Annotated in this window: 24 protein-coding genes; 9 read left to right on the top strand and 15 right to left on the bottom strand. The window is 73.5% G+C overall.

Annotated features, from left to right (window positions below):
* The first annotated feature begins 94 nt into the window (after positions 1-94).
* A complete protein-coding gene (locus PV364_RS10695; protein WP_319659556.1) occupies positions 95-3,934 on the top strand; it encodes a S8 family serine peptidase in 3,840 nt (1,279 codons plus the stop codon).
* Between the two features lie 81 nt (positions 3,935-4,015).
* Here PV364_RS10695 and PV364_RS10700 read toward each other — a convergent pair whose 3' ends face one another.
* Positions 4,016-4,423, bottom strand: coding sequence for a hypothetical protein (locus tag PV364_RS10700; RefSeq protein WP_319659557.1), 408 nt, complete (start codon positions 4,421-4,423; stop codon positions 4,016-4,018).
* Positions 4,424-4,517: 94 nt separating this feature from the next.
* Here PV364_RS10700 and PV364_RS10705 point away from each other — a divergent pair, with 94 nt between their 5' ends.
* Complete coding sequence (locus PV364_RS10705; protein ID WP_319659558.1) at positions 4,518-5,150, top strand: DUF6518 family protein; 633 nt, start codon at positions 4,518-4,520, stop codon at positions 5,148-5,150.
* Between the two features lie 170 nt (positions 5,151-5,320).
* Here the strand turns inward: PV364_RS10705 and PV364_RS10710 are convergent, their stop codons facing one another.
* The 9 genes from PV364_RS10710 to PV364_RS10750 form a co-directional block, all read right to left on the bottom strand.
* Positions 5,321-6,991 (bottom strand): ABC-F family ATP-binding cassette domain-containing protein, encoded by a 1,671-nt coding sequence (locus tag PV364_RS10710; protein WP_319659559.1) that lies wholly within the window; start codon positions 6,989-6,991, stop codon positions 5,321-5,323.
* Between the two features lie 367 nt (positions 6,992-7,358).
* A complete protein-coding gene (locus PV364_RS10715; protein ID WP_319659560.1) occupies positions 7,359-7,859 on the bottom strand; it encodes an N-acetyltransferase in 501 nt (166 codons plus the stop codon).
* A 170-nt stretch (positions 7,860-8,029) separates the two neighbouring features.
* Complete coding sequence (locus tag PV364_RS10720; RefSeq protein WP_319659561.1) at positions 8,030-8,350, bottom strand: WhiB family transcriptional regulator; 321 nt, start codon at positions 8,348-8,350, stop codon at positions 8,030-8,032.
* 219 nt (positions 8,351-8,569) lie between these two features.
* Positions 8,570-9,412 carry an oxidoreductase gene (locus PV364_RS10725; RefSeq protein ID WP_319659562.1) on the bottom strand — a complete coding sequence of 281 codons (843 nt, stop codon included), beginning with the start codon at positions 9,410-9,412 and terminating at the stop codon, positions 8,570-8,572.
* A gap of 163 nt (positions 9,413-9,575) precedes the next feature.
* Positions 9,576-10,451 carry a helix-turn-helix transcriptional regulator gene (locus tag PV364_RS10730; RefSeq protein WP_319659563.1) on the bottom strand — a complete coding sequence of 292 codons (876 nt, stop codon included), beginning with the start codon at positions 10,449-10,451 and terminating at the stop codon, positions 9,576-9,578.
* On the bottom strand, positions 10,448-10,720 hold the full coding sequence (locus PV364_RS10735; protein ID WP_319659564.1) for a hypothetical protein: 273 nt from the start codon (positions 10,718-10,720) through the stop codon (positions 10,448-10,450). The genes PV364_RS10730 and PV364_RS10735 overlap by 4 nt, the downstream gene beginning before the upstream one ends.
* A 28-nt stretch (positions 10,721-10,748) precedes the next feature.
* The gene (locus tag PV364_RS10740) at positions 10,749-10,988 is read right to left on the bottom strand and encodes a hypothetical protein (RefSeq protein WP_319659565.1); all 240 of its coding nucleotides are present in this window, start codon (positions 10,986-10,988) and stop codon (positions 10,749-10,751) included.
* Positions 10,989-11,161: 173 nt separating this feature from the next.
* On the bottom strand, positions 11,162-11,656 hold the full coding sequence (locus PV364_RS10745; protein WP_319659566.1) for a cupin domain-containing protein: 495 nt from the start codon (positions 11,654-11,656) through the stop codon (positions 11,162-11,164).
* Positions 11,657-11,691: 35 nt separating this feature from the next.
* A complete protein-coding gene (locus PV364_RS10750) occupies positions 11,692-12,063 on the bottom strand; it encodes a DUF4267 domain-containing protein (RefSeq protein WP_319659567.1) in 372 nt (123 codons plus the stop codon).
* An 87-nt stretch (positions 12,064-12,150) separates the two neighbouring features.
* Here PV364_RS10750 and PV364_RS10755 point away from each other — a divergent pair, with 87 nt between their 5' ends.
* A complete protein-coding gene (locus PV364_RS10755) occupies positions 12,151-12,723 on the top strand; it encodes a TetR/AcrR family transcriptional regulator (protein ID WP_319659568.1) in 573 nt (190 codons plus the stop codon).
* Between the two features lie 70 nt (positions 12,724-12,793).
* The gene (locus PV364_RS10760) at positions 12,794-13,522 is read left to right on the top strand and encodes a hypothetical protein (protein ID WP_319659569.1); all 729 of its coding nucleotides are present in this window, start codon (positions 12,794-12,796) and stop codon (positions 13,520-13,522) included.
* Positions 13,523-13,541: 19 nt separating this feature from the next.
* Here the strand turns inward: PV364_RS10760 and PV364_RS10765 are convergent, their stop codons facing one another.
* From PV364_RS10765 to PV364_RS10785, 5 genes are read right to left on the bottom strand one after another with little or no spacing between them, the layout of a single operon-like run.
* On the bottom strand, positions 13,542-14,438 hold the full coding sequence (locus PV364_RS10765) for a Gfo/Idh/MocA family oxidoreductase (protein ID WP_319659570.1): 897 nt from the start codon (positions 14,436-14,438) through the stop codon (positions 13,542-13,544).
* On the bottom strand, positions 14,435-15,652 hold the full coding sequence (locus PV364_RS10770) for an ROK family transcriptional regulator (protein ID WP_319659571.1): 1,218 nt from the start codon (positions 15,650-15,652) through the stop codon (positions 14,435-14,437). The genes PV364_RS10765 and PV364_RS10770 overlap by 4 nt, the downstream gene beginning before the upstream one ends.
* A gap of 35 nt (positions 15,653-15,687) precedes the next feature.
* Positions 15,688-16,557, bottom strand: a complete 870-nt coding sequence (locus PV364_RS10775; RefSeq protein ID WP_319659572.1) for a carbohydrate ABC transporter permease — start codon at positions 16,555-16,557, stop codon at positions 15,688-15,690.
* Complete coding sequence (locus tag PV364_RS10780) at positions 16,557-17,567, bottom strand: sugar ABC transporter permease (protein ID WP_319659573.1); 1,011 nt, start codon at positions 17,565-17,567, stop codon at positions 16,557-16,559. The genes PV364_RS10775 and PV364_RS10780 overlap by 1 nt, the downstream gene beginning before the upstream one ends.
* Before the next feature lie 34 nt (positions 17,568-17,601).
* On the bottom strand, positions 17,602-19,002 hold the full coding sequence (locus PV364_RS10785; protein ID WP_319659574.1) for an ABC transporter substrate-binding protein: 1,401 nt from the start codon (positions 19,000-19,002) through the stop codon (positions 17,602-17,604).
* A gap of 151 nt (positions 19,003-19,153) precedes the next feature.
* Here PV364_RS10785 and PV364_RS10790 point away from each other — a divergent pair, with 151 nt between their 5' ends.
* From PV364_RS10790 to PV364_RS10810, 5 genes are all read left to right on the top strand, one after another.
* Positions 19,154-20,200: a zinc-binding alcohol dehydrogenase gene (locus PV364_RS10790; RefSeq protein ID WP_319659575.1), complete on the top strand. Its 1,047-nt coding sequence runs from the start codon at positions 19,154-19,156 to the stop codon at positions 20,198-20,200.
* A gap of 14 nt (positions 20,201-20,214) precedes the next feature.
* On the top strand, positions 20,215-21,015 hold the full coding sequence (locus PV364_RS10795; protein ID WP_319659576.1) for a sugar phosphate isomerase/epimerase family protein: 801 nt from the start codon (positions 20,215-20,217) through the stop codon (positions 21,013-21,015).
* On the top strand, positions 21,012-22,406 hold the full coding sequence (locus tag PV364_RS10800; protein WP_319659577.1) for an MGH1-like glycoside hydrolase domain-containing protein: 1,395 nt from the start codon (positions 21,012-21,014) through the stop codon (positions 22,404-22,406). The genes PV364_RS10795 and PV364_RS10800 overlap by 4 nt, the downstream gene beginning before the upstream one ends.
* The gene (locus tag PV364_RS10805) at positions 22,403-24,364 is read left to right on the top strand and encodes a glycogen debranching N-terminal domain-containing protein (RefSeq protein WP_319659578.1); all 1,962 of its coding nucleotides are present in this window, start codon (positions 22,403-22,405) and stop codon (positions 24,362-24,364) included. Before PV364_RS10800 ends, PV364_RS10805 begins: the two co-directional genes overlap by 4 nt.
* Positions 24,365-25,153: 789 nt before the next feature.
* Positions 25,154-25,660, top strand: a complete 507-nt coding sequence (locus PV364_RS10810; RefSeq protein ID WP_319659580.1) for a DinB family protein — start codon at positions 25,154-25,156, stop codon at positions 25,658-25,660.
* Positions 25,661-25,671: the final 11 nt, after the last annotated feature.

Consider the following 25,671-nt stretch of genomic DNA (forward strand, 5'->3'; position numbering starts at 1 on the left):
ACGCCGCTGGTCAACCCGTCGTTCCCGCTTCGTTGAAACGTTCAAGTCGCTAGCATGCGGCGGACATCGGACGGATCTAGCGTGAAGGACCCATGTGAGACCGCTCTTTCGGGGCCGTTCGGGCCTGCAGATGATCGCGGGCGCCGCGGGCGTCGCGGCCGTGCTGGCGGCGATCCCGCCGGCATCGGCCAGTGACCACGCCACCGCTTCCACCCCCACCCCCACGCACCGGATCGCGACCGCGACCGCGATCGTCAAGGAAGACTCCGGCGGCTCCCCTTCACGGACCGTCACCCTCCTCACCGGCGACCGGGTCACCCTCACCCCCGGCGGCTCCGGCCCGGCCGCCCTCACCGTGGAGGGCCCGGACGGCGGTCGCGCCGACGCCCGCATCACCACGCGGGGCGGCGACACCTACGTCTACCCCGCCGCGGCCGAGCGCTACGTGGCCGCCGGGCTCCTCGACACGGACCTGTTCAACGTCACCCGGCTGATAGCCGACGGCTACGACGACGCCCGCTCGCAGGGGCTGCCCGTCATCCTCACCTACGCTTCCGACGCCCGTCGCAGGCTCGCGGTCCCCTCGCTCCCCGAGGGCGCCACCGGCGCGCGGGCGCTGACCAGCATCGGCGGCACGGCCGTCACCGAGAGGCACGACCGCGCCGCGGACTTCTGGGCCGACCTCACACGGCAGGCGCCGGCGCGGTCGGCCGCCAGGACGGCCACGACCGGCGGGACCGCCCGGGCCGCGGCGGCCGGCACGGCGCTGACCGGCGACGTCCGCAAGGTCTGGCTGGACGGCAAGGTCGAGGCCGACCTCGCGGACAGCGTCGCGCAGATCGGCGCCCCCGAGGTGTGGGCGGACGGCGACACCGGGCAGGGCGTGGACGTGGCCGTCCTCGACACCGGTTACGACACCGGCCACCCCGACCTCGACGGCGTGGTCACCTCGTCCCGCAGCTTCGTCCCCGGCGAGGACGTCACCGACCACCACGGCCACGGCACCCACGTGGCCTCGACCATCGCCGGCAACGGCGCGGCCTCCGGGGGCAAGGAGAAGGGCGTCGCCCCCGGCGTGCGGCTGCACGTGGGCAAGGTCCTCAACAACGCGGGCAGCGGAACCGACTCCTGGATCATCAGCGGCATGGAGTGGGCCGCCCGCGACGCCAAGGCGCGCGTGGTCAGCCTGAGCCTCGGCAGCGACCGGCCGTCCGACGGCACCGACCCCATGAGTCAGGCCGTGAACGAACTCAGCGCCGAGACAGGGGCGTTGTTCACCATCGCGGCGGGCAACGCCGGACCCGGCGAGGCCACCGTCGCCGCTCCCGGCGCGGCGGACGCGGCCCTGACGGTCGGCGCCGTGGACTCCGCCGACACCGTCGCCGACTTCTCCAGTCGCGGTCCCCGCTTCCGGGACGACGCGCTCAAGCCCGAGGTCACCGCCCCCGGTGTGGACATCCTGGCCGCCCGCTCGCAGTACGCGACCTTCGGATCCGGCCCGTACGCCACGCTGAGCGGCACCTCCATGGCCACCCCGCACGTGGCGGGCGTCGCCGCCCTCGTCGCCGCGCGGCACCCGGACTGGTCCGGCGCCACGATCAAGAACGCCCTGGTCAGCACCGCCGAACCGACGCCCGCCACCCCCGCGGACGCGGGCGGCAACGGCCGGGTCGACGCGGTCGCGGCCACCGGGAGCGCCCTGGTGGCCACCGGAGTCGCCGACGCGGGCATCCACTCCCTCGGCGGGGCGCCCGGCGAGACCGCGACCCGCACGGTCGAGTGGACCAACCCCGGCGACTCGCCGGTCACCCTCACGGCACGCGTCGACGCGCCGGACGCCCCGGAGGGCCTGTTCGTTCTGACGGATCGCCGACTCACGGTGCCCGCGCACGGAACGGCCTCCACCACCGTGACCACCGTGCTGGACCGCGCCCCGGCTGGCGGCCGGTGGACCGGCCATGTCGAGGCGACCGTGGACGGCGAGGTCGTCACGCGCACCCTGCTCGCCGTCAGCACCCGCGAGGAGATGCACCACCTGCGGGTCCACGTCACCGACCGCGCCGGCGACCCCGTCTCGGACCTCGTGATGTACCAGCGCAAGGGCGACGAGTACGCCCAGGCCGCCTACAGCGACCTCGACGGCACGCTCGACGCGGTCGTGCCGTCCGGCACGTACACGGTGTGGACCTGGATCGCCGTCCGCGGAACGCACGGCGAGTCGTCGTTCGGCCGCGCCCTGATGGCCAGGACCGGCGTCGAGATGCGCGGCGCCGACACCGATGCGGCGCTCGACGGCACGAAGCTGCGCAGGACCGAGGTCGTCACCCCGCGGACCTCCACCGACAGCGACATCCGGATGGACTTCAGCCAGTCCTTCAAGGACGGCACCCCCGCCGTCACCGACACGGTGACCGTCGGCGACGGCTTCGACAGCGTGTGGGCGCTGCCCGTCGCCAAGCCGGCCGGCGGCGACCTGGCGTACACCGTCCGCTGGCGGATGCAGCAGCCGCTGCTGGCCCTCACCTCCGGTTCGCAGGAGTTCGACGACCTGTGGCTGCAGCCCGGCTCCGGCCGGCCCGCGGAGGGCACCCGCACCCTGCCGGCCGTGTTCGCGGGCGACGGCACGGCCGCGGAGTACGCGGCCGCCGGCGCCAAGGGCAAGGTCGCCGTGGTCCGGTACGCGCAACCGGCGGACGATGACGACGATGACGAGCGCTCCGCGACGACCGACGCGACCGACGACCAGTACACCGCCGCGCAGAAGGCGGGCGTCGCCCTGCTGGTGGTGGTGAACGACCTGGGCGGCCGGCTGCGCGAGCCGGTGCGCCGCACCGACCTCGTCATCGCCGGCATCTCGCACACCGAGGGCGAGACCCTGATCGGCCGCATCCAGGACAGCCGTTCGGGCTCCGTGCCGATGCGGGTCGCCGGGCACGCCGAGACGGACTACCTGTACGACCTGGTGCACACCTGGCACGGCGGCATCCCGGCGACCCAGCGCTACGCGCCCGCCGAGCACCGCCTCGCCCGGGTCGACGTCGGCTTCCGGGCCGAACCCGGCACCGAGGTCGACGAGTTCCGCTACGACATCCAGCCGTACCTGGGGATGAAGGTGGGCGGTCAGCGGCTGTCGACCGCCGGGGCGGAGCGCACGGACTGGGTCACCCCGGCCGGCGAGGCCACCTGGATGGAGGAGGCCTCCAACGGCATCCGGTCCATCCAGTTCTCCGGGCAGGTCGGCTACCCGGCCGGCCGCACCACGGACGTCCAGTGGTTCGGTCCCGTCGAGCACCCGCGGATCAACGAGAGCCAGCAGCTGCCGCAGCGCAGCGGCGACTGGCTGGAGGTGACCGTGCCGGGCTGGGGCGACGGCGGCCCCGGCCACGTGGGCGTGGTGGGCCCGGGCACCACGTCCGAGGTCAACGCGCTGTACCGGGACGGCACCCTGGTCACCCGCACGGACGGCCCCTGGCTGGGCACCGACGTACCGGGCGGCTCGGCCCGCTACCGCCTGGTGACCTCCACCGAACGGACGGAGGGCTACCCGTACTCGACGGCCACCCGCACCGAGTGGGCCTTCTCCTCGGCCACCCCGCACGGGGACGCCGCGCAGACGCTCCCGCTGCTGCAGCTCGACTACGGGATCGCGACGCGGGCGGACGGCACGGCGCGCCGTGACGCCGAACTCGTCGTCACGCCGTCGCAGTTGCCGGGTGTGTCCCGCGCGCCGCTGCGCACGGACTCCGTCGAGGTCTCCTACGACGACGGACGCACCTGGCGGCGGACCGCGCAGCGGGCCGCCGGATCCGGTGCCGCCCGTGTCCGGCTCGACGGCCCGCGCGGCGCCGCGTTCCTGTCCCTGCGGGTCAGGGCCTCGGACACGCGAGGGAACACCGTGACGCAGACGGTCGTCCGGGCCACCGGGCTCGGCTGACCACCTGCCGTTCGCCAGGAGGTGCCGGTCCCCGCCGCGGGGGCCGGCACCTCCGGCGTCGCGGGCGCGTCCGGCCGCGCGTCAGGTGCCGAGCACCCGATCGCCGAGCACGGGGAGCAGTTGCAGCTTCTCGTAGCTCTCCGCCCCGGGCGTCGCGGTGCAGACCAGGAGCGACTGGGCCTGGTCGGCGTCGTACAGCACCTGGCACTGCAGTTCCAGCAGCCCCAGTTCCGGGTGGACGATGCGTTCGACCTCGCCGCAGCGCACACCGATCTCGTGTGCCTGCCACAGCCCGTGGAACTCCGGGCTCTTCGCGATCAGCGCCTCGACGACGGCGCCGGCCTGCGAGTCCGTGCCGTGCCGGGAGCAGACCGCGCGCTGGTCCGCGACGAAGCGGCGGCTCAGCCCGGAGCGGTCGTCCTCGTGGTAGGACGGCCTGCCGGCGGGGTCGGTGAACCAGCGGTAGCCGAAGCTGCGCCGATGAAGCATCACGGCTCCAGGGAGCGCCGCCCCTCCCCTGTCTCCCCGCCGCACGCCCGCCCGGTATACACCACACGTATAACCGGCATGTATAGTCGCCGCCGTGACCGCGCTCACCGCCCTTCGTTCCCGTCCCGCCCTCGCCGCCCCGCCGATGTGCGCCCTCTTCGGACTGGCGCTCGGTGCCGCGACGTACCTGCTCCACGGGGTGTCGCCGGTGTTCGAGCGGGCGACGAACTCCTCGTCGTCCTGGATCGTGTGGACGGCCCTGGCCGGCGCGCTCATCGGGCGGGTGCGGACGGCGGCCGCGTGCGGGGCGCTGATGATGATCACGACGTGCGTGGGGTACTACGTGACGTCGTCCCTGAGCGGGACGTTCGGGACCGGGGGCATTCCCACGGCGCTGGTATGGGCGGCGGCGGGGGTCGCCGGAGGGCCTCTGGTCGGTGCGGCGGGGTGGGCCGTACGGCGGGAGAAGGGCATGCGGCGGCACCTGGGGGTCGCGCTGATCGGCGCGGTGGTGGCGGGCGAAGGGCTCTATCTGGGTCTGGAGTTGCGTTATTGGGGCGAGGCGGCCGCGTTCCTCGGGCTCGGGACCGTCCTGACGGCGGCACTCACCCGCTACCGGGCCCGGGAGACCGGGCCGCGCCCGTGGCTGCCGCTGATGCTGATGCCGGTGGCCGCGGCGGCGTACTTCGGCCTGGAGGCCGGCGTCCTCAACGCGCTGCTGGGCTGAGCACCGCCGCGTCCGTGCGAGGGCGGGCACGTTCCGCGCGGGCCGTCGCGGGTCGGCACGCGTGTCGCGCGCCGCGCTCCGACCGACGGCTGCCACCGCTGCGCACGGCGGCGCGTCCGCGGGACGCGGCCCTCATCGGGGCCGCGCCGGCGGGCGCGGCAGCCCCACGCTCAGCCGGCGGTTGAGGCCTCCAGCAGCGCGCGCACCTCCTCCGCGCCGGTCTCCCGCAGGTCCTCCCCGACGAGCACCCACCGGGTGGTGCCGATGGCCTCCAGGAACGGCAGATCGTGGCCGGCGACCACCAGCGCGCCTTCGAAGCCGGCCAGCGCGCTGGTCAGCTGCCGCACACTGGCCGCGTCCAGATTGTTGGTGGGCTCGTCCAGCATGAGCAACTGCGGGGCGGGCGCCGCGAGCATCGCCGCGGCCAGCGCGGCACGGAAGCGCTCGCCCCCGGAGAGCGTGCCCGCGGGCCGGTCGGCGCGGGCGCCCCGGAACAGGAAGTGCGCGAGCCGGGCCCGGATCTCGTTCTCCCCGGCGCCGGGAGCGGCGCGGGCCACGTTCGCCGCCACGCCGAGCCCGTCGTCCAGCACGTCCAGTCGCTGCGGCAGGAAGCGCGCGGGGACGAAGGTCCTGGCCTCGCCGGACAGCGGCGCCAGTTCCCCCGCGAGGGTGCGCAGCAGCGTCGTCTTGCCTGCGCCGTTGCGGCCGACGAGTGCGACGCGTTCGGGGCCGTGCACATGGAGGTCGGCCGCGCGCAGCCTGCCGTGGGCGGGGCGCAGCCCGCGCAGCTCCAGGACGGTACGGCCCGCGGGCACGGCGGTGCCCGGCAGGCTCACGCGGATCTCCGCGTCGTCCCGCACGGCCTCCGCCGCCTCCTCGCGGCGGTCGCGCGCCTCGCGCAGCCGTTCCTCGTGCAGGCCGCGCAGGGCGGCGCCGGACTCCTGGGCGGACCGCTTGCGTTCGCCGGCGACGATGCGCGGGGCCCGTCGCTGCGCGTCCATCTTCCTGGTGTGCCGCTGCCGGCGGGCGACCTTGATCTGTGTCTCCTCCAGCTCGCGCTTCTGGCGCCTGACGTCGGCCTCCGCGACGCGCAGCATCCGCCCGGCGGCTTCCTGCTGTCCGGCCACGGCCTCCGCGTACGCGGACCAGCCGCCGCCGTACCAGGCCACCGAGCCGGAGCGCAGTTCGGCGACGCGGTCGACGTGTTCGAGGAGTTCGCGGTCGTGGCTGACGACGACCAGCACGCCCGAGCGCCACGAGCCCACGGCCTCCTGGAGCCGGCGGCGGGCGAACAGGTCGAGGTTGTTCGTCGGTTCGTCGAGAAGCAGGACGTCGGGACGGTCCAGCAGCAGCGCGGCCAGCCGCAGCATGACCGTCTCACCGCCGGACAACTCGCCCACGGTGCGGTCGAGTTCCACGTCGCCCAGGCCGAGCGAGCCGAGGGTGGCCATGGCGCGCTCCTCGACGTCCCAGTCGTCGCCGATCGTCTCGAAGTGGTGCTCGGCGACGTCGCCGGACTCGATCGCGCGCAGCGCGGCCCGCCGTCCGTCGATGCCGAGCGCCTGGTCGACCCGCAGGGTCGTCTCCAGGGTGAGGTTCTGCGGCAGGTATCCGACGCGGCCGCCGGCCGTCACCGATCCCCCGGTGGGGCGCAGTCGGCCGGCGAGCAGGCGCAGCAGGGTGGACTTGCCCGTGCCGTTGGCGCCGACCAGGCCCGTCCTGCCGGGGCCCGCGGTCAGGGAGATGCCGTCGAGGACGGGGGTGCCGTCCGGCCAATGGAAGGACAGCGCGGAACAGGTCAGCGAAGGGCCGGGGGTGCCGGGGAGTCCGGAACGTGACATGGGGTTCTCGCAGTCGCGGTCGCGGTGGGTGAGGGGCTTGGTGTGCGAGCACCGCGCGGCCGTGGGGCGAGAAGGAGGAGCCGTGTCCCCGGAGAGTGAGGGACGGCTCTGGCGCCGAGGTCGCTGAGGGGCGCGGGTCACGGGCGGCGGGAACGCCGGCGGGGTGACGGATGTACGGCCGGGGGCCGTACCGCGCGATGATCGCGGACCTCAGACGAGCAACGTCCACCTCTATCGGAGACGACAGGACCTGTGCACTGTACCTCAGGTGCCCGCGCGGTGGCCCCGGCCGCCGTCGGGGCCACCGCCCCCGCACGGGCGGGCGGGGGTCCGGGCCGGCCGGGCAGCGCGGCCGGGGTCTGTCCGGTCAGAGCCCACGGGCCCGGAGGTCCAGGACCATCGTGTCCGAGCCTCCGTTGCGCCCGACCCGGGTGAAGCCGAGGGAGGTGTAGAGGAGTACGGCCGGGTTGCCGTCCTCGACGCTCAGGCTGAGCCGGGCGACCGGAGCCGGCCGCTCGGCAGCTGCCCGGACCAGCGCCTCCATGAGCGCCCTGCCGTGCCCGCGGCCACGGTGTCCGGGCAGCACGCCGAGGGTCAGCTCGGGGACGTCCGGGGCGACGAAGCCGTACCCGGGCTCGTCCTCGGGCAGGCATCGCGCCCAGGCCGCGCCGACCGGTTCCCCGCTGCCGGTCTCCGCGACGACCCCGAAGTCGCTCCCGCGGGGCCACCCCGCGAGGTAGCGCGCGGCGTGCGGGTGGGCGACGAGCTGCTCAGCCGTGAACCGGTGATCACCGTTCCAGTTGTACGCCTCCAGCAGTACGCGCCGGAGCAGGTCGGTGTCGCGAGCGATGGCCGTACGGACAGGCATTCGGCGGCCTTCGGGTCGGGAGGGATGCGGCGCCGGGGCGACCGGCCGGACGGGACCTGCGCCCCGTCCCGCATCGCTCCCCCGGTCCGCCACGGGCGGAGAGCGATGCGGGGTGGGGCTCTTCCCGGCGGAGCTGAGGGGGGAGGGGGCGACGGCAGGGCCTCCCGGGCCTAGCCCACGGCCTCGACGGGGGCGCCCTCGTAGGCGGAGCGGGCCGTGCTCAGCAGGGCGCGCCAGGAGGTGACGGTGGGTCGGCGGCGCAGGAGGGCGCGGCGCTCGCGTTCGGTCATGCCGCCCCAGATGCCGAATTCGATGCGGTTGTCCAGTGCGTCGGCGAGGCATTCGGTACGGACCGGGCAGCCGGCGCACAGGGCCTTGACCCTGTTCTGCGCGGAACCCTGTACGAACAGCTCGTCCGGGTCGGACACGCGGCACACGGCCTGGGCGCCCCAGTTCTCCACCCACGCCTGCCCTGCCACACCACGCTTCATCCGTGCCTCTCTTCCGCTCAATCCCCGCGGTTGACGTCGCTCTCTGATACGGGTTCCCTCGCGGAAGCGTTCAACTCCGGTCATGCATCGCCAATAGATTTCATCAATTGTCGCGGCCACGGCATGACATGAGGGCACATCACGCCCCTGAACACGCGGGCGGACGCGCGCGGGTCCCGGCCGCCAGGGCGGCCGGGACCCGGGGACGAGCGGTGCAGGTCAGGAGGCGGAGGGGGCGAAGTCCGTGGACAGGGCCACCTCGCGCCAGGCGTCGATGTCCCGCGCCACCTCGGCGAGTTTGTTCTCGACGTCGCTGACGCTGGCCTTGCCCAGCGGCACGCGGGCCGGCATCCGCTCCGCCGCGACGACGGTGATGATGGCCGCGGCCGCCTTCACCGGGTCGCCGTCCTGGGCGTGGTTGCTGTCGTCGGCCCAGGCGCGCATGCCGCCCGAGCTCGCCTCGTAGTCGTCGATGACCCGCTCGGTGCGGTGCAGCGAGGAGGAGTCGAGGAAGTCGGTGCGGAACGGGCCCGGTTCGATGGAGGTCGCCTGGATGCCGAGCGGAGCGAGCTCCAGCCGCAGCGCCTCGGTGACCGCCTCGACGGAGAACTTGGTCGCGCAGTACAAGCCCCAGCCCGCCCAGCCCACGAATCCGCCGACCGAGCTCAGGTTGACGATGCGCCCGGAACGCTGCGCCCGCATGACCGGCAGCACGGCCCGGGTCACCGTCAGCAGGCCGAAGACATTGGTGTCGAAGACCGCCCGCGCCTCGGCGTCGCTGGTCTCCTCCACGGCGCCCAGCAGGCCCCGGCCCGCGTTGTTGACCAGGACGTCGATGGCCCCGAACCGCTCGACGGCCGCGTCGACGGCTGCCTTCGCCTGCCGCTCGTCGTCGACGTCCAGCGGGACGGCCAGGACACGGTCGCCGTGCCCGGCCAGGGTGCCGCGCAGCGGGCGCGGGTCCCGGGCCGTGGCCACGACGTTGTGACCCTGCTCCAGGGCCTGTCGTGCGATCTCCAGACCGAAACCGCGGGACGCGCCGGTGATGAACCACGTGGTCATGGTGGTGTGCTCCTCATGGACAGGGATCGGCTGGTGCGTCGATCGATGTCCAGCGTGCTGCCGCCGCGAGGAGCGGACCAGAGAAGCCTCGACCGTAGGAGACGCCTGCCTGGGACCGGCGGTACCAGGCAGGAGTGCTCCGTCCGGCCGCCGGCCGCCGGCGTCACCGCCGCGCGGCCTCCGGGGCCGAGGAGGACCACGTGGCCAGGAAGCGCAGCGCCTCGTAGGACGGCGTGTCCGGCTGCGCCGAGTAGACGAAGACCGTCCGGTCGGGCTCGTCCCCCAGCACCAGGCTCTGGAAGTCCAGCGTCATGGCACCCGCGACCGGGTGCCGGAAGCTCTTGGTGCCGACCGCCCGCGTCCGCACCCGGTGGTCCGACCACCAGCGGCGGAAGTCGGCATCGGCGGTGGACAACTCCTCCACGAGTGCGAGCAGTCGCGGGTCCCCGGGGTCGTGCGCCATGCCCATGCGCAGATACCCCACGCACTCGCGCGCCACGTGCCGCCAGTCCGTGTAGAGCTGCCGGAAGTGCGGGTCCAGGAACGCCAGCCGTACGAGATTGCGCTCCTCCTCCGGGAGGGCGCCGAAATCGGTCCCCAGCAGGGCCGCGCCGAGCGCGTTCCACGCCAGTACGTCCAGCCGGGGCCCCAGCAGCATCGCGGGGAAGGCCCAGCCGTCGAGCAGGGTCCGGGTCTGCGGCCGGACGGCGGACGTCGCGGGATGCGGCGCCGGCGCGTGCGACGCCGCACCCGCCTCGGCGATCCGCAGCAGGTAGTCCCGCTCGTCGGGCCGCAGTCGCAGGGCCCGGGCCAGCGACTCCAGCACCGCCGTCGACACGTTCGCCGTACGGCCCTGCTCCAGACGCACCACGTAGTCGACGCTGACGTTCGCCAATTGCGCCAGTTCCTCGCGCCGCAGCCCCGGCACCCTGCGGTGGCGCCCGTCGTCGGGCAGACCCGCCTCGACGGGATGCACCCGCGCACGGCAGGCCCGCAGGAAGTCGCCCAGTGTCGGGTTCGAGGCATTGCGCTGGCTCATACCTCGATTATCGACGCTCGCCCGCGCTGCGGAGGGGGCGCGGCCTGGTCCGGATCGGGCGACCAGCAGTGGAGCAGCGCCTCGTCGGCGCCGAGGGCGGCGAACGCGGCGGCGTGGCCGGTGAACGCACAGGAGGCGCCGATACCCGCCCGCCCGGGCGTGGGCGGTCCAGGCACGCTCGACGGCCCCGGAAGGGCCGGCCCATCGACCGCGGGGGCGGTGGCCGCGCCGATGAAGCCGCCACCCCGGCGGGCGACGCGTTCGGTCACGGCCGGGGCGAAGCCGCCGAAGAGCACATCAGGACCGCCGGGTGCGGCCGGTGCGGGTCGCCCGCCCGGGTGCGGCGCGGCGGCGCCTCCCGCGGGTCGTCACCGACGGCGAGGCGGTCGTCCCGGCGACCGCCGGCCCCGGTGTCCGCTTGGCGAGGAGCGCGGTGGCGTGCGGCGGCACGATCGGCCCTTCGGCCCGGAGCCGGGTCCGGACCGTCACACCGGTCGGCGCGGCGAGGGCGGCCAGCGGTTCGGGATTGCCGTGCACCGGGCGGTCCAGCAGACCCGGGGTGCGGGGCAGGGAACCCGCACCCGTGGTGCGTTCGTACTCCCGCTCCGCGGCGTCGTTCCGGCGGGCACGTGCTCGACGTGGCCCGACCGCATCCCGGCGGGCCCGGGCCGGCCGACGGGATGTCCCCCTGGCCGGCCGGCGTGGCACCGTCAGGAACGGGCCTCCTTCCACGGTGCGCTGTTCTCGAAGTACGTGTCGTAGAGCTCCTGGACGTCCAGCAGGGACTCCGGCGGCTGCTTGCCGTAGGCGATGCGCTCCAAGTGGCGGAAGTACTCGAAGCGTTCGACGCCCGGGGTGATGACGATGAGGATGTCGGCGCTGTGGCCGGGGGCGGCGGCGAAGGCGTGGGCGAGACCGGGCGGGACGATGACGAGGTCACCGCGCTCGGCGGTCACGACCTGCTCGCCGGACAGCAGTTGGGCGGTGCCGTCGAGCAGGTAGAACAGCTCGGCGGAGTTGGCGTGGTGGTGCGGCTTGGCCCCGTCGGCGCCGTCGGTGAGCGTGACGCGCTGGGTGGACAGCGCGCCGCCGGTGGCGCTGCTGTCGGCCAGCAGCCGGATGGTCGTGGGGGCGCGGCCGACGACCTCGGCATCGGCGGTACGGACGACCACGGACTCGGTGAAACCGGGAACGATCAGGGACACGGCCGGATCCTTTCGGCTGGGGTGAGCGACGGTGGTCAGACGGCGAAGAGCAGGGCGGCGCTGATCAGTACGACCACGGCGGTCGCGAAGTGGATCCCGAACGCCACGGCCTTGGTGCCGCCGTTGCGGAGGACTATCAGGGTGTCGCCGAGCGGCAGCAGAGCGACGACCAGCATGTACCAGGCCTCCGCCTCCGCGCCCACGAAGGCCAGAAGTGCCAGGCCGAGCAGGCCGTACGCGCCGTCGCGCAGGCCCTTGACCGTCAGGTAGGCGGCGTCGCCGTCCTCCTTGGCCGGGACGCCGTAGCCGGCGGCCGCCGCGCGGGGCGCGAAGAGGAAGCGGGCCCCGATGAAGAGCACGAAGAGGTTGAGCACGACGGCGAGCGAGTAAGCGATGGTGCTGAGCATGCCATCCCCCAGTGGCTAGCAACGCTAGGAACAAGAATGACGCTAGCAGAGCATCGATCTGAATTCTAGCGCTGCTAGAATTCAGCTATGACGATCCGGACGCGCCGCGAGCGCGAACGTGCCGAGCGGGAGGCGCTGATCATCACAGCCGCCCGCGAACTCGCCGAGGCGGAGGGCTGGGACGCGGTGACGACCCGGCGGCTCGCCGAGCGCGTCGAGTACAGCCAGCCGGTCCTGTACAGCCACTTCAAGGGCAAGGACGCCATCATGGCGGCCGTGGCGGTGGAGGGATTCGCCGATCTGGCCGAGGAGTTGCGGGCGGCCCGGGCGGCGGCGCCGGATGCCCGCGGCGCGCTCGCCGGCGTGAGCGCCGCCTACACCGGCTTCGCCGAGCGGCGCCCGGCGCTGTACGACGCGATGTTCGGCCAGAGCGTGGACCTGCCGTTCGCCACGCCGCAGGCTCCGGCCGCCCTGCACGCCTCCTTCGGCGAACTCGCCGAGGCCGTCCGTCCGCACGCCGGGGACGACGACCTCGGCCTGCTGACGGAGACGTTCTGGGCCGCGCTGCACGGCCTGGTGACCCTCACCCGGGGCGGCCGCCTGCCCCCGGGGCGCCACGCCGAACGCCTCGCGTTCCTCCTGGCCCGGTTCACGAACTGACCGCTCGCGCCCGCAACTGACCGCTCCCCGGAGGACGTCCTGTCCGATGAGGAGTCGTGTGGGGGGCCGCATGCAGTTCATCGAGGTGACCGAGCTGGCGGGGGTGCGCTCGGCGGTCGTCCGCTTCCGCAGGCGCGGCAGTGGGCTGTCCTTCGTGACCTTCCCCATGGTGCACCTGGGGGAACGGTCCTTCTACGACCAGGTCACCGCCCGTCTGCGCACCCTGTGCGACCTGGTGATCGCCGAGGGGATCAAGGGCCGGTCGCCGACCACCGAGGCGCTCACGCAGTCCTATCGCCGGCTGGACGGCAGCGAGCGGCTCGGTCTGGTCGTGCAGGACATCGACTACCGCGCGCTGGGTGTGCCGGTGGTGTGCCCGGACATGACCGGCGAGGAGCTGGAGAGCAGATGGCGGCAGGTCCCGCTCAGGGAACGGGCTGCACTGGCCGCCCTCGTGCCGGCCTACGCGACCGGGATGCGCCTGCTCGGCACACGGCGTTTCCTCGCCCGGCACCTGCGGACGGAGGACCTGCTCACCGACGCGGAGGAGGCCGCCGCCGACGTGATGACCGGCATGGAGGACGTGATCCTGCACCGGCGGGACCGCCTCCTGCTGGACGCGGTGCGGGAGTTCCACCGCGCCCGCGGCGACCGCAAGGAGCCGTTCACGATCGGCATCGTCTACGGCGCCGAGCACATGCGCGCCGTGGCCCCGGCACTGGCCGACCTCGGCTACCGCACGGCCGAATCCGAATGGCTGACGGTGTTCGCGCTCGATCCCCCGTACGCCGGTCCCTGACCGCGCGGGCCGCCCCGCGTCAGCGGACGGCGGCCGCGATGAGCTCCTGCAGACGCAGCCCGCGCGCGGCGTCCAGTTCCCCGGGGCGGCCGGTGCGGACGGCCTCGGCGAACTCGGCGCGCAGGACCGGCCAGCACTCCTCGTGGTCGATGCCGGCGGTGTCGTAGGTCAGCTCCCCGCCGGGGCCGAGGAGTTCGACCCGGGTACGGGCCTTGGGCAGGTTCACGCTCCCGGACAGCGAGGCCTGGCTGACGGCGCCGTTCTCGTGCTCACAGGTCAGCTCGACCCACCGGCGGGGATCGCCGGTGGCGCGGATCGCGGTGATCGGGCCGATCGCGGCGTCGAGCAGGTCGATCAGGTGCGGGCCGAGGTCGAGCAGGGCACCCTGCTCCAGCCGCCAGCCGGTGGCGAACTCGCCGCCGAGGAAGGCCCCGTGCAGATAGCAGGACCGCGCGCCGACGACCCGGGTGTCGCGGGCCCGGCGCAGGAAGTCCCGGGTCACGGGGTGGTAGCGCTTGGTCAGCACCATCTGCGAGACGACACCGGCCTCGGCGACGGCGTCCGCGACCGCCCGTGCCGCGGCCAGGTCGGGCCCGAGCGGCTTCTCCAGGAGGACCGCCTTGCCCGCCTTGGCGGCGCGCACGGCGAGTTCGGCCTGCACGGCCGGGGGCACGGCGAAGGCGACGGCCTCGCACCGGTCGAAGAGCTCTTCCGGGCTGCCGGCGGCCACCGTGCCGTAGGCGTCGGCGATCTCCTGAGCCGCCTCCGGCCGGCGGGCCCACACCGCGGTGAGCCGAGTCTCGGGACCGGCGGCGAGCATCCGGGCGTGCATGGTGCGGGCCCACGGCCCGGCGCCGATGAGGCCGACCCGCACGGGGGCCGGGCCGGAAGCGGGAAGGGGGGCGGGGCTGTTCACTGCGCTTGCTCCAAGAGACGGTTCGGGTCCTCGGCCGCCAGGCGGGCGTTGGCCTGGTCCGGGGCGTACAGGTGCTCCACGACCATGGCGGTGGCACCGGCGAGCGCGGAGCGGTCGCCGAGGCGCGAGGTGACGACCTGCAGATGGCGCGTGGCGCGGGGAAGGGCGCGCTGGTAGAGCAGTTCGCGGACGCCCGTGACGAAGTGGGTCTCGGCGAGGTCTCCGGCGATCATCAGGACGCCGGGGTTGAGCAGGGTGACGACGGTGACCAGGACCTCGCCGCAGCGCCGGCCGGCCTCGCGGGCCAGTCGCACCGCGTCGGGATGGCCCGCGTCCAGGTGGGCGCGGACGTCCGCGGCGGAGGCGGCGGCGACGCCGAGCGCGCCCAGCTGCCCGGCCAGCGCCCGGCCGCTGGCGACGGCGGCCAGGCAGCCGTAGGAGCCGCACATGCAGCGGGCGTCCGGCGCGTCGTGCAGGCGGATGTGGCCGAGGTCGCCCGCCCCGCCGTCGATGCCGCGGAAGGGCCGGCCGTCGATGACGACGCCCGCGCCGATGCCGGTCGACACCTTCACCAGGACGAAGGCCGAGCAGTCGCGGCACGAGTCGCGCTGCTCGCCCAGGGCCATGAGGTTGGCGTCGTTGTCGACGAGCACCGGCACTCCGGCCGGGAGGCCGGAGTACCGGACGAGCGCCTCCTGCATGCGGCCGGGGACCGGATAGCCGTCCCAGCCGGGCATGATCGGCGGACGGACGACCACCCCCGTCGACTGGTCGACGGGGCCGGGCACCGACAGGCCGACACCGCACACCGCGGCCGGGGCGATCCCGGCCGCGGCGAGCAGCCCCGCGAACCGGCGGGCGAGTTCGTCCAGGACCTGCTCGGGCCCCTCGTCGAGGAGGAGTTCGCCGGTGTGCTCGGCGAGCACCCGGCCGGACAGGTCCAGGACGGCGGTGTGGGCGTGGGCGGTGTCCAGGTCCGCGGCGAGCACGGCGGCGTGCGCCGGGTCGAACCGCAGGTGGAGGGAGGGCCGGCCGCCGGTGGACTGCCCGCCCGGCACCGCCTCCACCCAGCCCGCGGCGAACAGCTGGTCCAGGCGCTGCCCGACGGTCGAGCGGGACAGACCGGTGACACGCTGGAGTTCGCCGCGGGTGGAGGCCTGCCCGGTGCGGATCAGTTCCAGCAGATGTCCTGCCGTGCTCCAGGGCGTTGCCATGCGTGCTCGTTCCCCCTCGTGTCGGGCCACTGCGCTCAGCTCTTGTCCGCGCCGCTGGTCAGGCCCTCGGTGAGGAGCCGTTCGGCCGCGTAGAAAAGGAGTACCACGGGAATCGTGAGCACCACCGAGCCGGCCATGAGGACGGTCTTGGGGACCTCGATGCCGTTGGCCAGTTGCTGCAGGCCGAGCGAGACCGTCCACTTGTCGGGCTTGGCCGCGAGGAAGAGCAGGGCGAACAGGAACTCGTTCCAGGCGATCATGAAAACGTACAGGCCGGTGGCCATCAACGACGGCGCGGCCAGCGGGAGGACGACCCGCCGCACGGTCTGCAGCCGCGAGCAGCCGTCGAGCGCCGCGGCCTCCTCGATGCTCTCGGGGATGGTGATGAAGTAGTTCTTCAGCATGTAGATCGAGACCGGGACGGTCTGCGCGATGTAGACGATCGCGAGGCCGAACAGGCTGCCCTGGAGGCCGATCCGGGCGAAGACCACGAACAGCGGCACGGCCAGCAGCGTGGCCGGGAAGAGGTACACGGCCAGGAAGACCGCGCTGACCTGGCGGCCGCCGAAGAACTTCAGCCGGCTCACCGCGTAGGCGCCGGGGACGGACACCAGCAGGGTCAGGACCACCGTGCCGAGTGCCACCAGGGCCGAGTTGCCGAGCATCCGCAGGAAGCCCTGGCCCCCGTCGTCGACGGACTGCAGAACGGTCCGGTAGGTGTCGAAGGTGATCTCGGAGGTGCTGACCCAGAGCTTGCCGGGGTCGAGCAGCAGCTCGTCGATCGGCTTCAGCGACAGCAGCACCATGTAGTAGAAGGGGAAGATCGTGGCGACGGCGAGGCCGGCGATCACCACCCAGCGCAGGACCGCGAAGGTCCGGTCCTCGATCTGTGCGCGACTGGCCATCACGCCTCCTCCTGAACCTTCTTGGCGAAGAACTTGAAGTAGATGCCGAGCAGCACGGCGAGGATCGCCGCGAGGACCAGGGCCTGCGCGGCGGCGGCGCCCACGTCGTAGCGGGCGGTGAGGAAGTCGTAGACGCGCACGGCCACCACGTCGGTGCCGGAACCCCCGCCGGTCAGCAGGTAGACGTCGTCGAACTTGTTGAACGTCATGATGAAGCGGAGCACCGACAGCAGGGCGATGACCGGCATCAGCTGCGGCAGCAGGATGTGCCGGAAGCGCTGCGTGATGGTGGCGCCGTCCACGACGGCGGCCTCCTCCAGCCCGTCCGGTACCGCCTGGAGGCGGGCGAGGAGGAAGAGGAAGGCGAAGGGGAAGTAGCGCCAGATCTCGAAGGCGATCACGGTGAGCAACGCCAGCGGCACGTGGACGTGCCAGCCGAGCAGGGAGATCTCCTGCGACCTGGTCGACAGGAAGGCGATGGGCTTGTCCCAGCCCAGCAGGTTGGTGCCGACCTCGTTGACGATGCCGAACTGCGGGCTGAGGGCGATCTCCCAGACGAAGGTCACGGCCACCACGGGCGCCACGTAGGGCAGCAGCATGGTGCCGCGCAGCAGCGCGCGCCCCCGGAAGGGGCGGCGCAGCGCGAGGGCCGCGACGAGTCCGAGGAGGATGGAACCGACGGTGGCGCCGACCGTGTAGGCGAGCGTGGTCCACAGCGAGGTCCAGAAGCCCGGAGAGGTGAAGACCTCGGTGAAGTTCTCCCAGGTCCAGTTGGACAGGAAGTCCATGCTCTGGATGTCGACCAGCCGGGCGTGCTGGAAGGCCAGCAGCACGGTCCAGGCGATCGGGAGGATCACGACGACCAGGACGACGAGCAGGGTGGGCGACACGAAGGCCAGGCCCGTCCGGTTCTCGCGCTGGCTCAGGGTCAGGGGCCGGCGTCCGCGGGGGTCCTGCGGGGTGCCCGTGGCCGGGGTTCTGCGCTGCTGGGTGGTCTGTGCGGTGCTCATCACTGCTTCCTTGAAGGACGAGGCCGGTGGCGGGTCACTGGAGGGACTTCTGCAGTGCCGCGACTTCCTCGTCGGCCTGCCTCATGGCCTCGCGCGGAGGCGTCTGGCCGGTGGTCATCTCCCCGACGGCCTTGGGGATGGGCAGCTCACCGATGGTGGCGCCCACCAGTGCGCCCTGACCCTGGGTGATGCCCCAGCGCTTCATGTTGCTGACGCCGGCGCTGAGCTCGTCCAGCAGCTGCGGTGAGAAGACCGACTGCAGGGGCTTCTTGGTGTCCACGCCGATGTCGCTGGCGCGCCAGGCCTTGAGGTACTTGCCGGGTTCCGCCGCGGTGCCGTCGCGGACCGGGATCTTGCCCTCGGGGGCCATGCCGAACCAGCCGGGGTAGCCGTCGCTCATCATGTAGCGGATGAACTTCTCCGAGGCCGCGGTCTCGGCGGTCCTGGTGACCACCCACGAGGAGATCTCGCCGAACTGGGCGGGCGCCGAGGCGTCGGGGCCGCGCAGCGCCGTGACGATCCCGCTGTTGTCGGAGAGGTACTGGTGGTCCTTCTTGCACTGGGGGCAGCTGGGCAGGGCGTCGTTGCGCAGGCCCGCCAGCTCGTCCAGGAGGAAGGTGGACCAGACGATCATCGAGGACTGCCCGGCGAAGTAGGTCGCCCGGGTGGTGTCGACGGTCTGGGTGCCGGGGGCGCCGAGGTCGCCGCCGAGGCGGTCGTACAGGGAGAAGGCGCGTTCGCACTGCGGGCTGCCGAGGGTGACCTTGCCGTCGCTGCCGGCGAGTTCGCAGCCGTTGGCGAGGGCGATGTCCTCGAAGCTCTGCTGGGTGAAGACGTCCCCGGGGTCGGTGGACAGCGACATCCCGTCGACGCCGCCGGTGTTGAGCTTCTGCGCCGCCTTGAGCATGGCGTCGTAGGTGTCGGGGGCGGCCAGGCCGGCCTTGGCGAAGAGGTCCTTGCGGTAGACGAGGATCTGCATCCAGGCGTCGCTGGGGACGCCGAGCCGGGTGGCGCCGTCCGCGGTGAGCTTGAGGGCGTTGGCGTTGAAGGTGCCGGCGCCGAGGTCGTCGACGACCTTCGCGGTGGCGTCGGTGTTGAGCAGGCCGTTGGTGTACATCTGCCAGACCGGGGCGAGGGGTATGCCGCCGATGACGTCGGGCAGGGTGCCTGCGGCGGCGGCCGACATGATCAGCTGCGGGAGCTGGCCCTCGTCGACGCCGACCAGGTCCACCTTGACCCCGGACTGCTTCTCGAAGGCCGCGACGTTCTTCTTCGTCGCCGCCATCCGGTCGCTGAGGTTCTCCAGACTCCAGACGGTGATCTTGCCGTCGGGTTTACCGGTGTCCTGGGCGGCGCACCCGGCCATCACCCCGATCCCCAGTGCGGCGGCCAAGCCGCTCGCCAGCGCTCTCGACCGTCGGGACCACATCCCCATCAACCGTCCTCACGTCAGCCCTGCGTTACGTATGTGTTGCATCAGAACACCACTTTTGCTTGTTGACAAGACTTAAGTCTCGGATATCTTCGACGTAAGTCAGCTCGTGAGGGCTGAACGGTCTGCATAACCGAACTCTCCGGAGCCTCTTGTGGAACGCGTCGTCCAGTTCACCGGCCCCCGTCAGGTGGAGGTCGCCCCCAGCGAGTCAGCCGCCCTGCCCCCCGGCCACCTGCGCGTGCGCACCCGCTACTCCGGCATCTCCGCGGGCACCGAGCTCACCGCCTACCGCGGCACCAACCCGTACCTGACCCGCACCTGGGACGCCGAGGCCCGGCTGTTCAGGGACGGCGCGGCCGGCATCGAGTACCCCGTCGCGGGCTGGGGCTACTCCGAGGTCGGCGAGGTGACCGAGGTCTCACCCGAACTCGTCGACGTACCGGGCATGCCCGCCGCCGGCGACCTGGTCTGGGGCATCTGGGGTCACCGCAGCGAGGGCATCGTCCCCGCCGAGCGCATGGTCGGGCACCGGCTCCCGGCCGGCCTGGAGCCGCTGGCGGGCGCCTTTGCCCGGGTCGGCGCGATCGCATACAACGCCGTCCTCGGCAGTGACCTGCACGTCGGTGAGGACGTCGCCGTCTTCGGCCAGGGCGTCATCGGACTGCTCACCACCCGGCTCGCCCAGCTCAGCGGCGCCCGCGTGACCGCCGTCGACGCCCTGGACGGCCGGCTGGCCAAGGCCGCGGAGTACGGCGCGAGCACCACCCTCAACGCCCGCACCGACGCCGTCGCCGAGCGGATCCGCGCCGCCACCGACGGCCGCGGCGCCGATGTCGCCATCGAGATCAGCGGCGCCTACCCCGCGCTGCACGAGGCCCTGCGCTCCGTCGTCGTGGGCGGGCGGGTCGTCGCCTCCGGCTTCTACCAGGGCGACGGCGTGGGCCTGCGGCTCGGTGACGAGTTCCACCACAACCGCGTGCAGCTCATCTGCTCGCAGATCGGCGGCGTGCCCCCGCAGCTCGCCGGCCGCTGGACCGTGGAACGCCTCCAGCAGACCTTCCTGCGGCTCGTCGCCGAAGGCCAGGTCGACGTCAAGTCCCTGGTCAGTCATGTCGTCCCGGTCGCCGACGCGGCCGATGCCTATGTCCTGCTGGATGAGCGTCCCGCCGACGCGCTCCAGGTCGTCCTGGAGTTCTGAGAGGCCCTTCGATCATGTTCAAGACCGCTTGCCAGGAACAGCTGCTGCCCGGCGACACCCTCCAGCAGAAATGGGAGTTCGCGCAGAGCGCGGGCTACGACGCCATCGAACTGCGCGCGAAGGGCGACTTCCACTTCCGCGACCGACTGCCCGAGCTCCGCAAGGCCCTGGCCGACGGCGTCGTCATGCCCACCGTCTGCGTCGACATGCTGCACTTCTTCGGCGCCTTCGACGCCGAGCTGCGCCGTGACGCCCTGGAGCAGATGAAGTCGCAGCTGACCGTCATCGGCGAACTCGGCGGCCTGGGCGCCCAGACCCCCGCCTCGTACGGCATGTTCTCCCGCCGGCTGCCGCCCTTCGAGCCGCCGCGCAGCGAGGAGGAGGACCGCGAGGTCCTGCTGGAGGGCCTGACCGAACTCGGGGAGCACGCCCGCGCCGAGGGCGTCACGCTCTTCCTCGAGCCCCTCAACCGCTACGAGGACCACATGGTCAACCGGCTGGAGCAGGCCGCGGACCTGATCCGCGCCGTGGGCCTGGACTCGGTGCGCATCGGCATCGACAGCTACCACATGAACATCGAGGAGGCCGATCCCGCCGCCGCGATCCTCGCCGTCGCCCCGCTGATCGGCCACGCCCAGGTCAGCGACTCCAACCGCTTCCAGGCCGGCGCGGGCCACCTGGACTGGCCGGCCTGGCTCGGAGCGCTGGACGCCGCCGGGTACGACGGCTACCTGGCCGCCGAGTGCCGGCTGACCGGGGACCCGGTCGAGGCCGTGCGCTCGGTCCCCGCCTTCCTGCACCGGGCAGCGGGATGACCTCCCTCCTCGAACCGGCCCTGCGCTCCCCCGCCGCCGACCCGGACGCCGCGCTGCGCCGGGACGCCGCGCGCGTCCTGTTCTCGAACTGGACCGGCGCGGCCACGGTGCCCTCGCGCACGCTGTACCCGCACCAGTGGAGCTGGGACTCGGCGTTCATCGCCATCGGGCTGCGGCACCTGTCGCCGCGCCGCGCCCAGCGAGAGCTGGAGACGCTGCTCGGCGCGCAGTGGGGCGACGGCCGGGTCCCGCACATCGTGTTCAACCGCTCGGTGCCGCTGGACGCGTACTTCCCCAGCCCCGACTTCTGGCGCTCCTCGTCCGCGGGCGCCGCCTGCGGTGCCCCGGCGGACATCGAGACGTCCGGCATCGTGCAGCCCCCCGTGCACGCGCTGGCCGCCTGGCAGGTCCACCGCGCCGATCCCGCCGAGTCCCGCCGTCGCGGCTTCCTGCGCCGGATGTACCCGCGGCTCGCCGCGTGGCACCGCTGGCTCGCCGCCTCCCGTGACCTCGGGGGCGGCGGCCTGGCCGCGATCGTGCACCCCTGGGAGCCGGGGCTGGACAACAGCCCCGTGTGGGACGCGGCGCTGGCCCGCATCGAGCCGGCGCCGCCCGAGTCCTTCCGGCGCGCCGACCTCGACCACAGCGCGGCAGCCGACCGCCCGACCGATCTGGACTACGGACGCTACGTCCGGCTGGCCGCCACCTACCGGGACCACGGGTACGACGACGCGGTCACGCCGCACGCCTTCGCGTTGGAGGACCCCGGGTTCAACGCCCTGCTCATCGCCTCCGAGCACGCCCTGGCCGACATCGCGGAGGAGGCAGGGGCCGACCCGGCACCGCACCGCGAACGGGCCGCGGCTGCCACCGCCGCGCTGGTCGCGCGGCTGTGGAGCCCCGAGGCCGGTGCCTTCCTCGCCCGCGACCTCGTCACGGGCGAGGCCGTCCGCGCGTACAGCGTCTCCGGGCTCGTCCCGCTGATCGTGCCGGGCCTGCCAGAGGACGTCGTGCGGGCGCTGGTCGGCACCGCGCACGGCGAGCACTTCGGCCTCGGCCGGGCGCACCTGGTGCCCAGCTACGACCTGACCGGACCCGTCTTCGACGCCAACCGGTACTGGCGCGGGCCCAGTTGGTTCAACACCGCGTGGCTGGTGCACCGCGGCCTGGCACTGCACGGGCACGCCGGGGCCGCGGCCCGGCTGCGCGCCCAGATCCTCGCCGACGCCCGCGCCACCGGCTTCGCCGAGTACGTCGAGCCCTGGAGCGGCCAGGGCCGCGGCATCCGCCGCTTCAGCTGGACGGCGGCCCTCGCCCTGGACCTGCTGCGGCAGCCCGGCGATCCGGGTCGTGCGGCACGTCGCAACGGACAAGGAGAGCCCCGCCGATGACCGTCGATCGTCTGCTGGTCCACCGCGGCACCTTCGCCGCCACCAGCCCGTCCGGTGACATCACCGGGCGCCGCGGCGACAGCCCGGACGGCCTGTTCCTGCGCGACGCCCGGCACCTCAGCCGCTGGCGGCTCACCGCCAACGGCGCCGAGCCCACGCTGCTGACCTCGTCCGACGAGGGCTTCGTGCTCACCCCCGCGGGTGGCCGCGACGAACCGCCCGCGTACTCCCTGTTCCGCCTCCAGGCGGTCGTGGCGGGCGCGCTCACCGAGCGCATCCGGGTGGTCAGCAACCGGGCCGAACCCACCGTCGTGGACATCGCGTTGGAGGCGGACGCCGACTTCGCCGACCTGTTCGAGCTGCGCGCCGACCATCGCCGGTACGACAAGTCCGGCGGCGTCAGGACCGTGGAGGAGGAGCCGGCCGGTGTCGTCTTCCGCTACCGGCGCGGCGACGACTGGGCCTCGCGCACCACGGTGACCGCCTCCCCCGCGCCGGTGGACGCGACTCCCCTGGACGCGCCCGACGGCGGCACGGCACGCCGGCTCACCTGGCGGTTCGAACTGCCCGGCCACGGAACGGCCGAGCTGGCCCTCACCGTGACCGCGGTGCCCCAGGGCGCCGAGGAGGCGAGCGCTCCCCCCTCCCCCGCCGCGGTGCGCAACCAGCACGCCGCCGAGGTGGACGCCTTCGTCCAGGCACGGCCCCGTCCGCGGACGCTGACCTCGTGGGACGAGCTCGCGCGCGCCTGCGCCGCGGGGCTGGCCGACCTGGCCCGGCTGCGCGTGCCGGCCACCGGGCCGTCCGGCGAGGCGCTGCTGGTGCCCGCCGCCGGCATTCCCTGGTTCCTGACGCTCTTCGGCCGTGACTCGCTGCTCACCTCCCTGTTCGCGCTGCCGTACCGGCCCGAACTCGCCGCCGGCACCCTCCTCGCGCTGGCCGCGACCCAGGGCACGCGCGACGACGACAGCCGGCTCGAACAGCCGGGCAGGATCGTGCACGAGGTCCGCCACGGCGAACTCGCGCACTTCCGGCAGGTGCCCTACGGCCGCTACTACGGCAGCGTCGACGCCACCCCGCTCTTCCTCGTCCTCCTGCACGCGTACACCGCGGCCACCGGCGACCACACGCTCGCCCAGCGGCTGCGTCCCCAGGCCCGCGCCGCCGTGGACTGGATGTTCGGCCCCGGCGGCCTGGGCGCGGGCGACTACCTGCGCTACACCTCCGACGCCGGGCGCGGCGGGCTCGCCCACCAGAACTGGAAGGACTCCGAGGGCGCGATCTGCTACGCCGACGGCCGCCGCCCCGAGGGCGCCCTCGCCGTCTCGGAGGTCCAGGGGTACGCCTACGACGCGCTGGTCCGCACGGCCCGGCTCGCCCGCACCGTGTGGGACGACGCCGAGGAGGCCGGCCGGCTGGAGAAGGCCGCGGCCGATCTGCGGGACCGCTTCCGCCAGGACTTCTGGATGGCGGACGCAGGCTTCCCCGCGCTCGCGCTGGACGGCGAGGGCCGTCAGGTCGACGCCCTGGCCTCCGACGCGGGGCACCTGCTGTGGTCCGGCATCCTCGATCCGCAGGACGCCCGCACCGTCGGCCGCCGCCTGCTGCAGCCGGACTTCTTCTCCGGCTGGGGCATCCGGACGCTCGCCGCGGGCCAGGCGCCGTACCACCCCCTGTCGTACCACCGCGGGAGCATCTGGCCGCACGACAACGCGGTCATCGTGCTCGGCCTCGCGCTCAGCGGCCTCCCCGAGGAGGCCTCCCGGGTCGCCCACGGTCTGGTCCGCGCGGCCGCCCTGCACGACTGGCGGCTGCCGGAGGTCATGGCCGGCTACGGCAGCGCCGATCACCCGGTCCCCGTCCCCTACCCCCACTCCTGCTCCCCCCAGGCATGGGCGGCGGCCACCCCGCTGGCGCTGCTCACAGCTCTCAACAGCGCACCTGACCTGCGCGGTTGAGACCCGGGCCCGGTGGGCGGACGAACGCGGACCGTCCCCCACCGGGGCCCGTTCCCCTGGGCGCCGCCTAGACCGGCTCGGGCGCGCCCTGCTTCTCGTCGAACGTCGTCTCCGGCGGCGGGGTGCGGAAACCGCGCGTCAGCCAGGCCAGGTGGACCACGCCGAGGGCCAGCCAGACCAGGCCGAGGGTCAGTGCCTTGCCGTCCAGGTGGAGCAGCAGCCACAGGTCGATCAGCGCGCCCGCGGGCCGGGACGACGGCCCACGCGAACGAGTTGGGGGCCTGCCCCGCGCGGCGCTTGCGCAGATACGTCGCGATCACGCTCAGGCTGACGAAGGTGAAGGCCGTGAACGCACCGAAGTTGATGAAGGACGTGGAGGTGGCCACGTCCAGGCGGAGCCCGACAAGGCCGACGGCGCCCGTGAGCAGGATGTTGAACGCGGGCGTCAGGTACCGGGGGTGGACGTAGCCGAAGAGCTTGCGCGGCAGGACGTCGTCGCGGCCCATGGCGAACAGCAGGCGCTCGGCCGCCTCGTCGCCGTGGTGGGGTCGACCGCGGCGGCCAGGACCGGCCGGCGGCCGTGGCCGTCCCGGTGGCGGACCTGCCGCCGACGCGGGTCGTGCTCGGCCGGCCCGAGCACGTCTCCCGCCCCGGCGTCGCCGACTTCGTCCGCGCCGCGCGGGCCCTCGTCGCGGATCAGGACGTGATGTGCCCGAGTACCCGGCGTCCAACGCCGGTTCCCCGGTGCCCCGTCGACCCCGGCCGCGCGCCGCGTGGCATGATGCCGCGATGGATGCTCAGCCGCGGACCGCGCCCTCGACCACGGCCGGCGACCGTGCCTCCCTGGTCGCCTTCCTCGACCACCAGCGCGGGACGCTCGCCATGAAGTGCGCCGGGCTGACCGGCGACCAGCTCCGCCGGAAGGCCGTCCCGCCCTCGGGGCTCTCCCTCCTCGGGCTGGTGCGGCACGCCGTCGAGGTGGAACGGATCTGGTTCCGGCTCGTGTGGGGCGGCGCGGACATCGCACCGTACTGGGGACCGAAGAGGGACGGCGCGTACGCCGAGTTCGACGTCCAATCCGCCGACCCCGACGAGGCGTTGACGGCGTGGCAGCAGGAGTGCGCCCACTCCCGCGCCGTCGTGGAGGACGCCACGTCGCTGGACGCCACGGTGCGATGGCGCGACGAAACGTACAGCCTGCGCTACATCGTCACGCACATGATCGAGGAGTACGCACGCCACAACGGCCACGCGGACCTGCTGCGGGAGCGGCTCGACGGCAGCACGGGCGAGTGAGTCCCGGCGCC

Source organism: Streptomyces sp. MI02-7b (assembly GCF_033793585.1).
Taxonomy (GTDB): domain Bacteria; phylum Actinomycetota; class Actinomycetes; order Streptomycetales; family Streptomycetaceae; genus Actinacidiphila.

Coding starts and splice junctions, on each gene's coding strand:
- PV364_RS10810 (WP_319659580.1), top strand. CDS start 25,154: ATGGATGCTCAGCCGCGGACCGCGCCCTCGACCACGGCCGGCGACCGT.
- PV364_RS10725 (WP_319659562.1), bottom strand. CDS start 9,412: ATGACCACGTGGTTCATCACCGGCGCGTCCCGCGGTTTCGGTCTGGAG.
- PV364_RS10720 (WP_319659561.1), bottom strand. CDS start 8,350: ATGAAGCGTGGTGTGGCAGGGCAGGCGTGGGTGGAGAACTGGGGCGCC.
- PV364_RS10750 (WP_319659567.1), bottom strand. CDS start 12,063: ATGCTCAGCACCATCGCTTACTCGCTCGCCGTCGTGCTCAACCTCTTC.
- PV364_RS10780 (WP_319659573.1), bottom strand. CDS start 17,567: ATGAGCACCGCACAGACCACCCAGCAGCGCAGAACCCCGGCCACGGGC.
- PV364_RS10710 (WP_319659559.1), bottom strand. CDS start 6,991: ATGTCACGTTCCGGACTCCCCGGCACCCCCGGCCCTTCGCTGACCTGT.
- PV364_RS10760 (WP_319659569.1), top strand. CDS start 12,794: ATGCAGTTCATCGAGGTGACCGAGCTGGCGGGGGTGCGCTCGGCGGTC.
- PV364_RS10775 (WP_319659572.1), bottom strand. CDS start 16,557: ATGGCCAGTCGCGCACAGATCGAGGACCGGACCTTCGCGGTCCTGCGC.
- PV364_RS10800 (WP_319659577.1), top strand. CDS start 21,012: ATGACCTCCCTCCTCGAACCGGCCCTGCGCTCCCCCGCCGCCGACCCG.
- PV364_RS10715 (WP_319659560.1), bottom strand. CDS start 7,859: ATGCCTGTCCGTACGGCCATCGCTCGCGACACCGACCTGCTCCGGCGC.
- PV364_RS10805 (WP_319659578.1), top strand. CDS start 22,403: ATGACCGTCGATCGTCTGCTGGTCCACCGCGGCACCTTCGCCGCCACC.
- PV364_RS10730 (WP_319659563.1), bottom strand. CDS start 10,451: ATGAGCCAGCGCAATGCCTCGAACCCGACACTGGGCGACTTCCTGCGG.
- PV364_RS10795 (WP_319659576.1), top strand. CDS start 20,215: ATGTTCAAGACCGCTTGCCAGGAACAGCTGCTGCCCGGCGACACCCTC.
- PV364_RS10755 (WP_319659568.1), top strand. CDS start 12,151: ATGACGATCCGGACGCGCCGCGAGCGCGAACGTGCCGAGCGGGAGGCG.
- PV364_RS10700 (WP_319659557.1), bottom strand. CDS start 4,423: ATGCTTCATCGGCGCAGCTTCGGCTACCGCTGGTTCACCGACCCCGCC.
- PV364_RS10770 (WP_319659571.1), bottom strand. CDS start 15,652: ATGGCAACGCCCTGGAGCACGGCAGGACATCTGCTGGAACTGATCCGC.
- PV364_RS10785 (WP_319659574.1), bottom strand. CDS start 19,002: ATGGGGATGTGGTCCCGACGGTCGAGAGCGCTGGCGAGCGGCTTGGCC.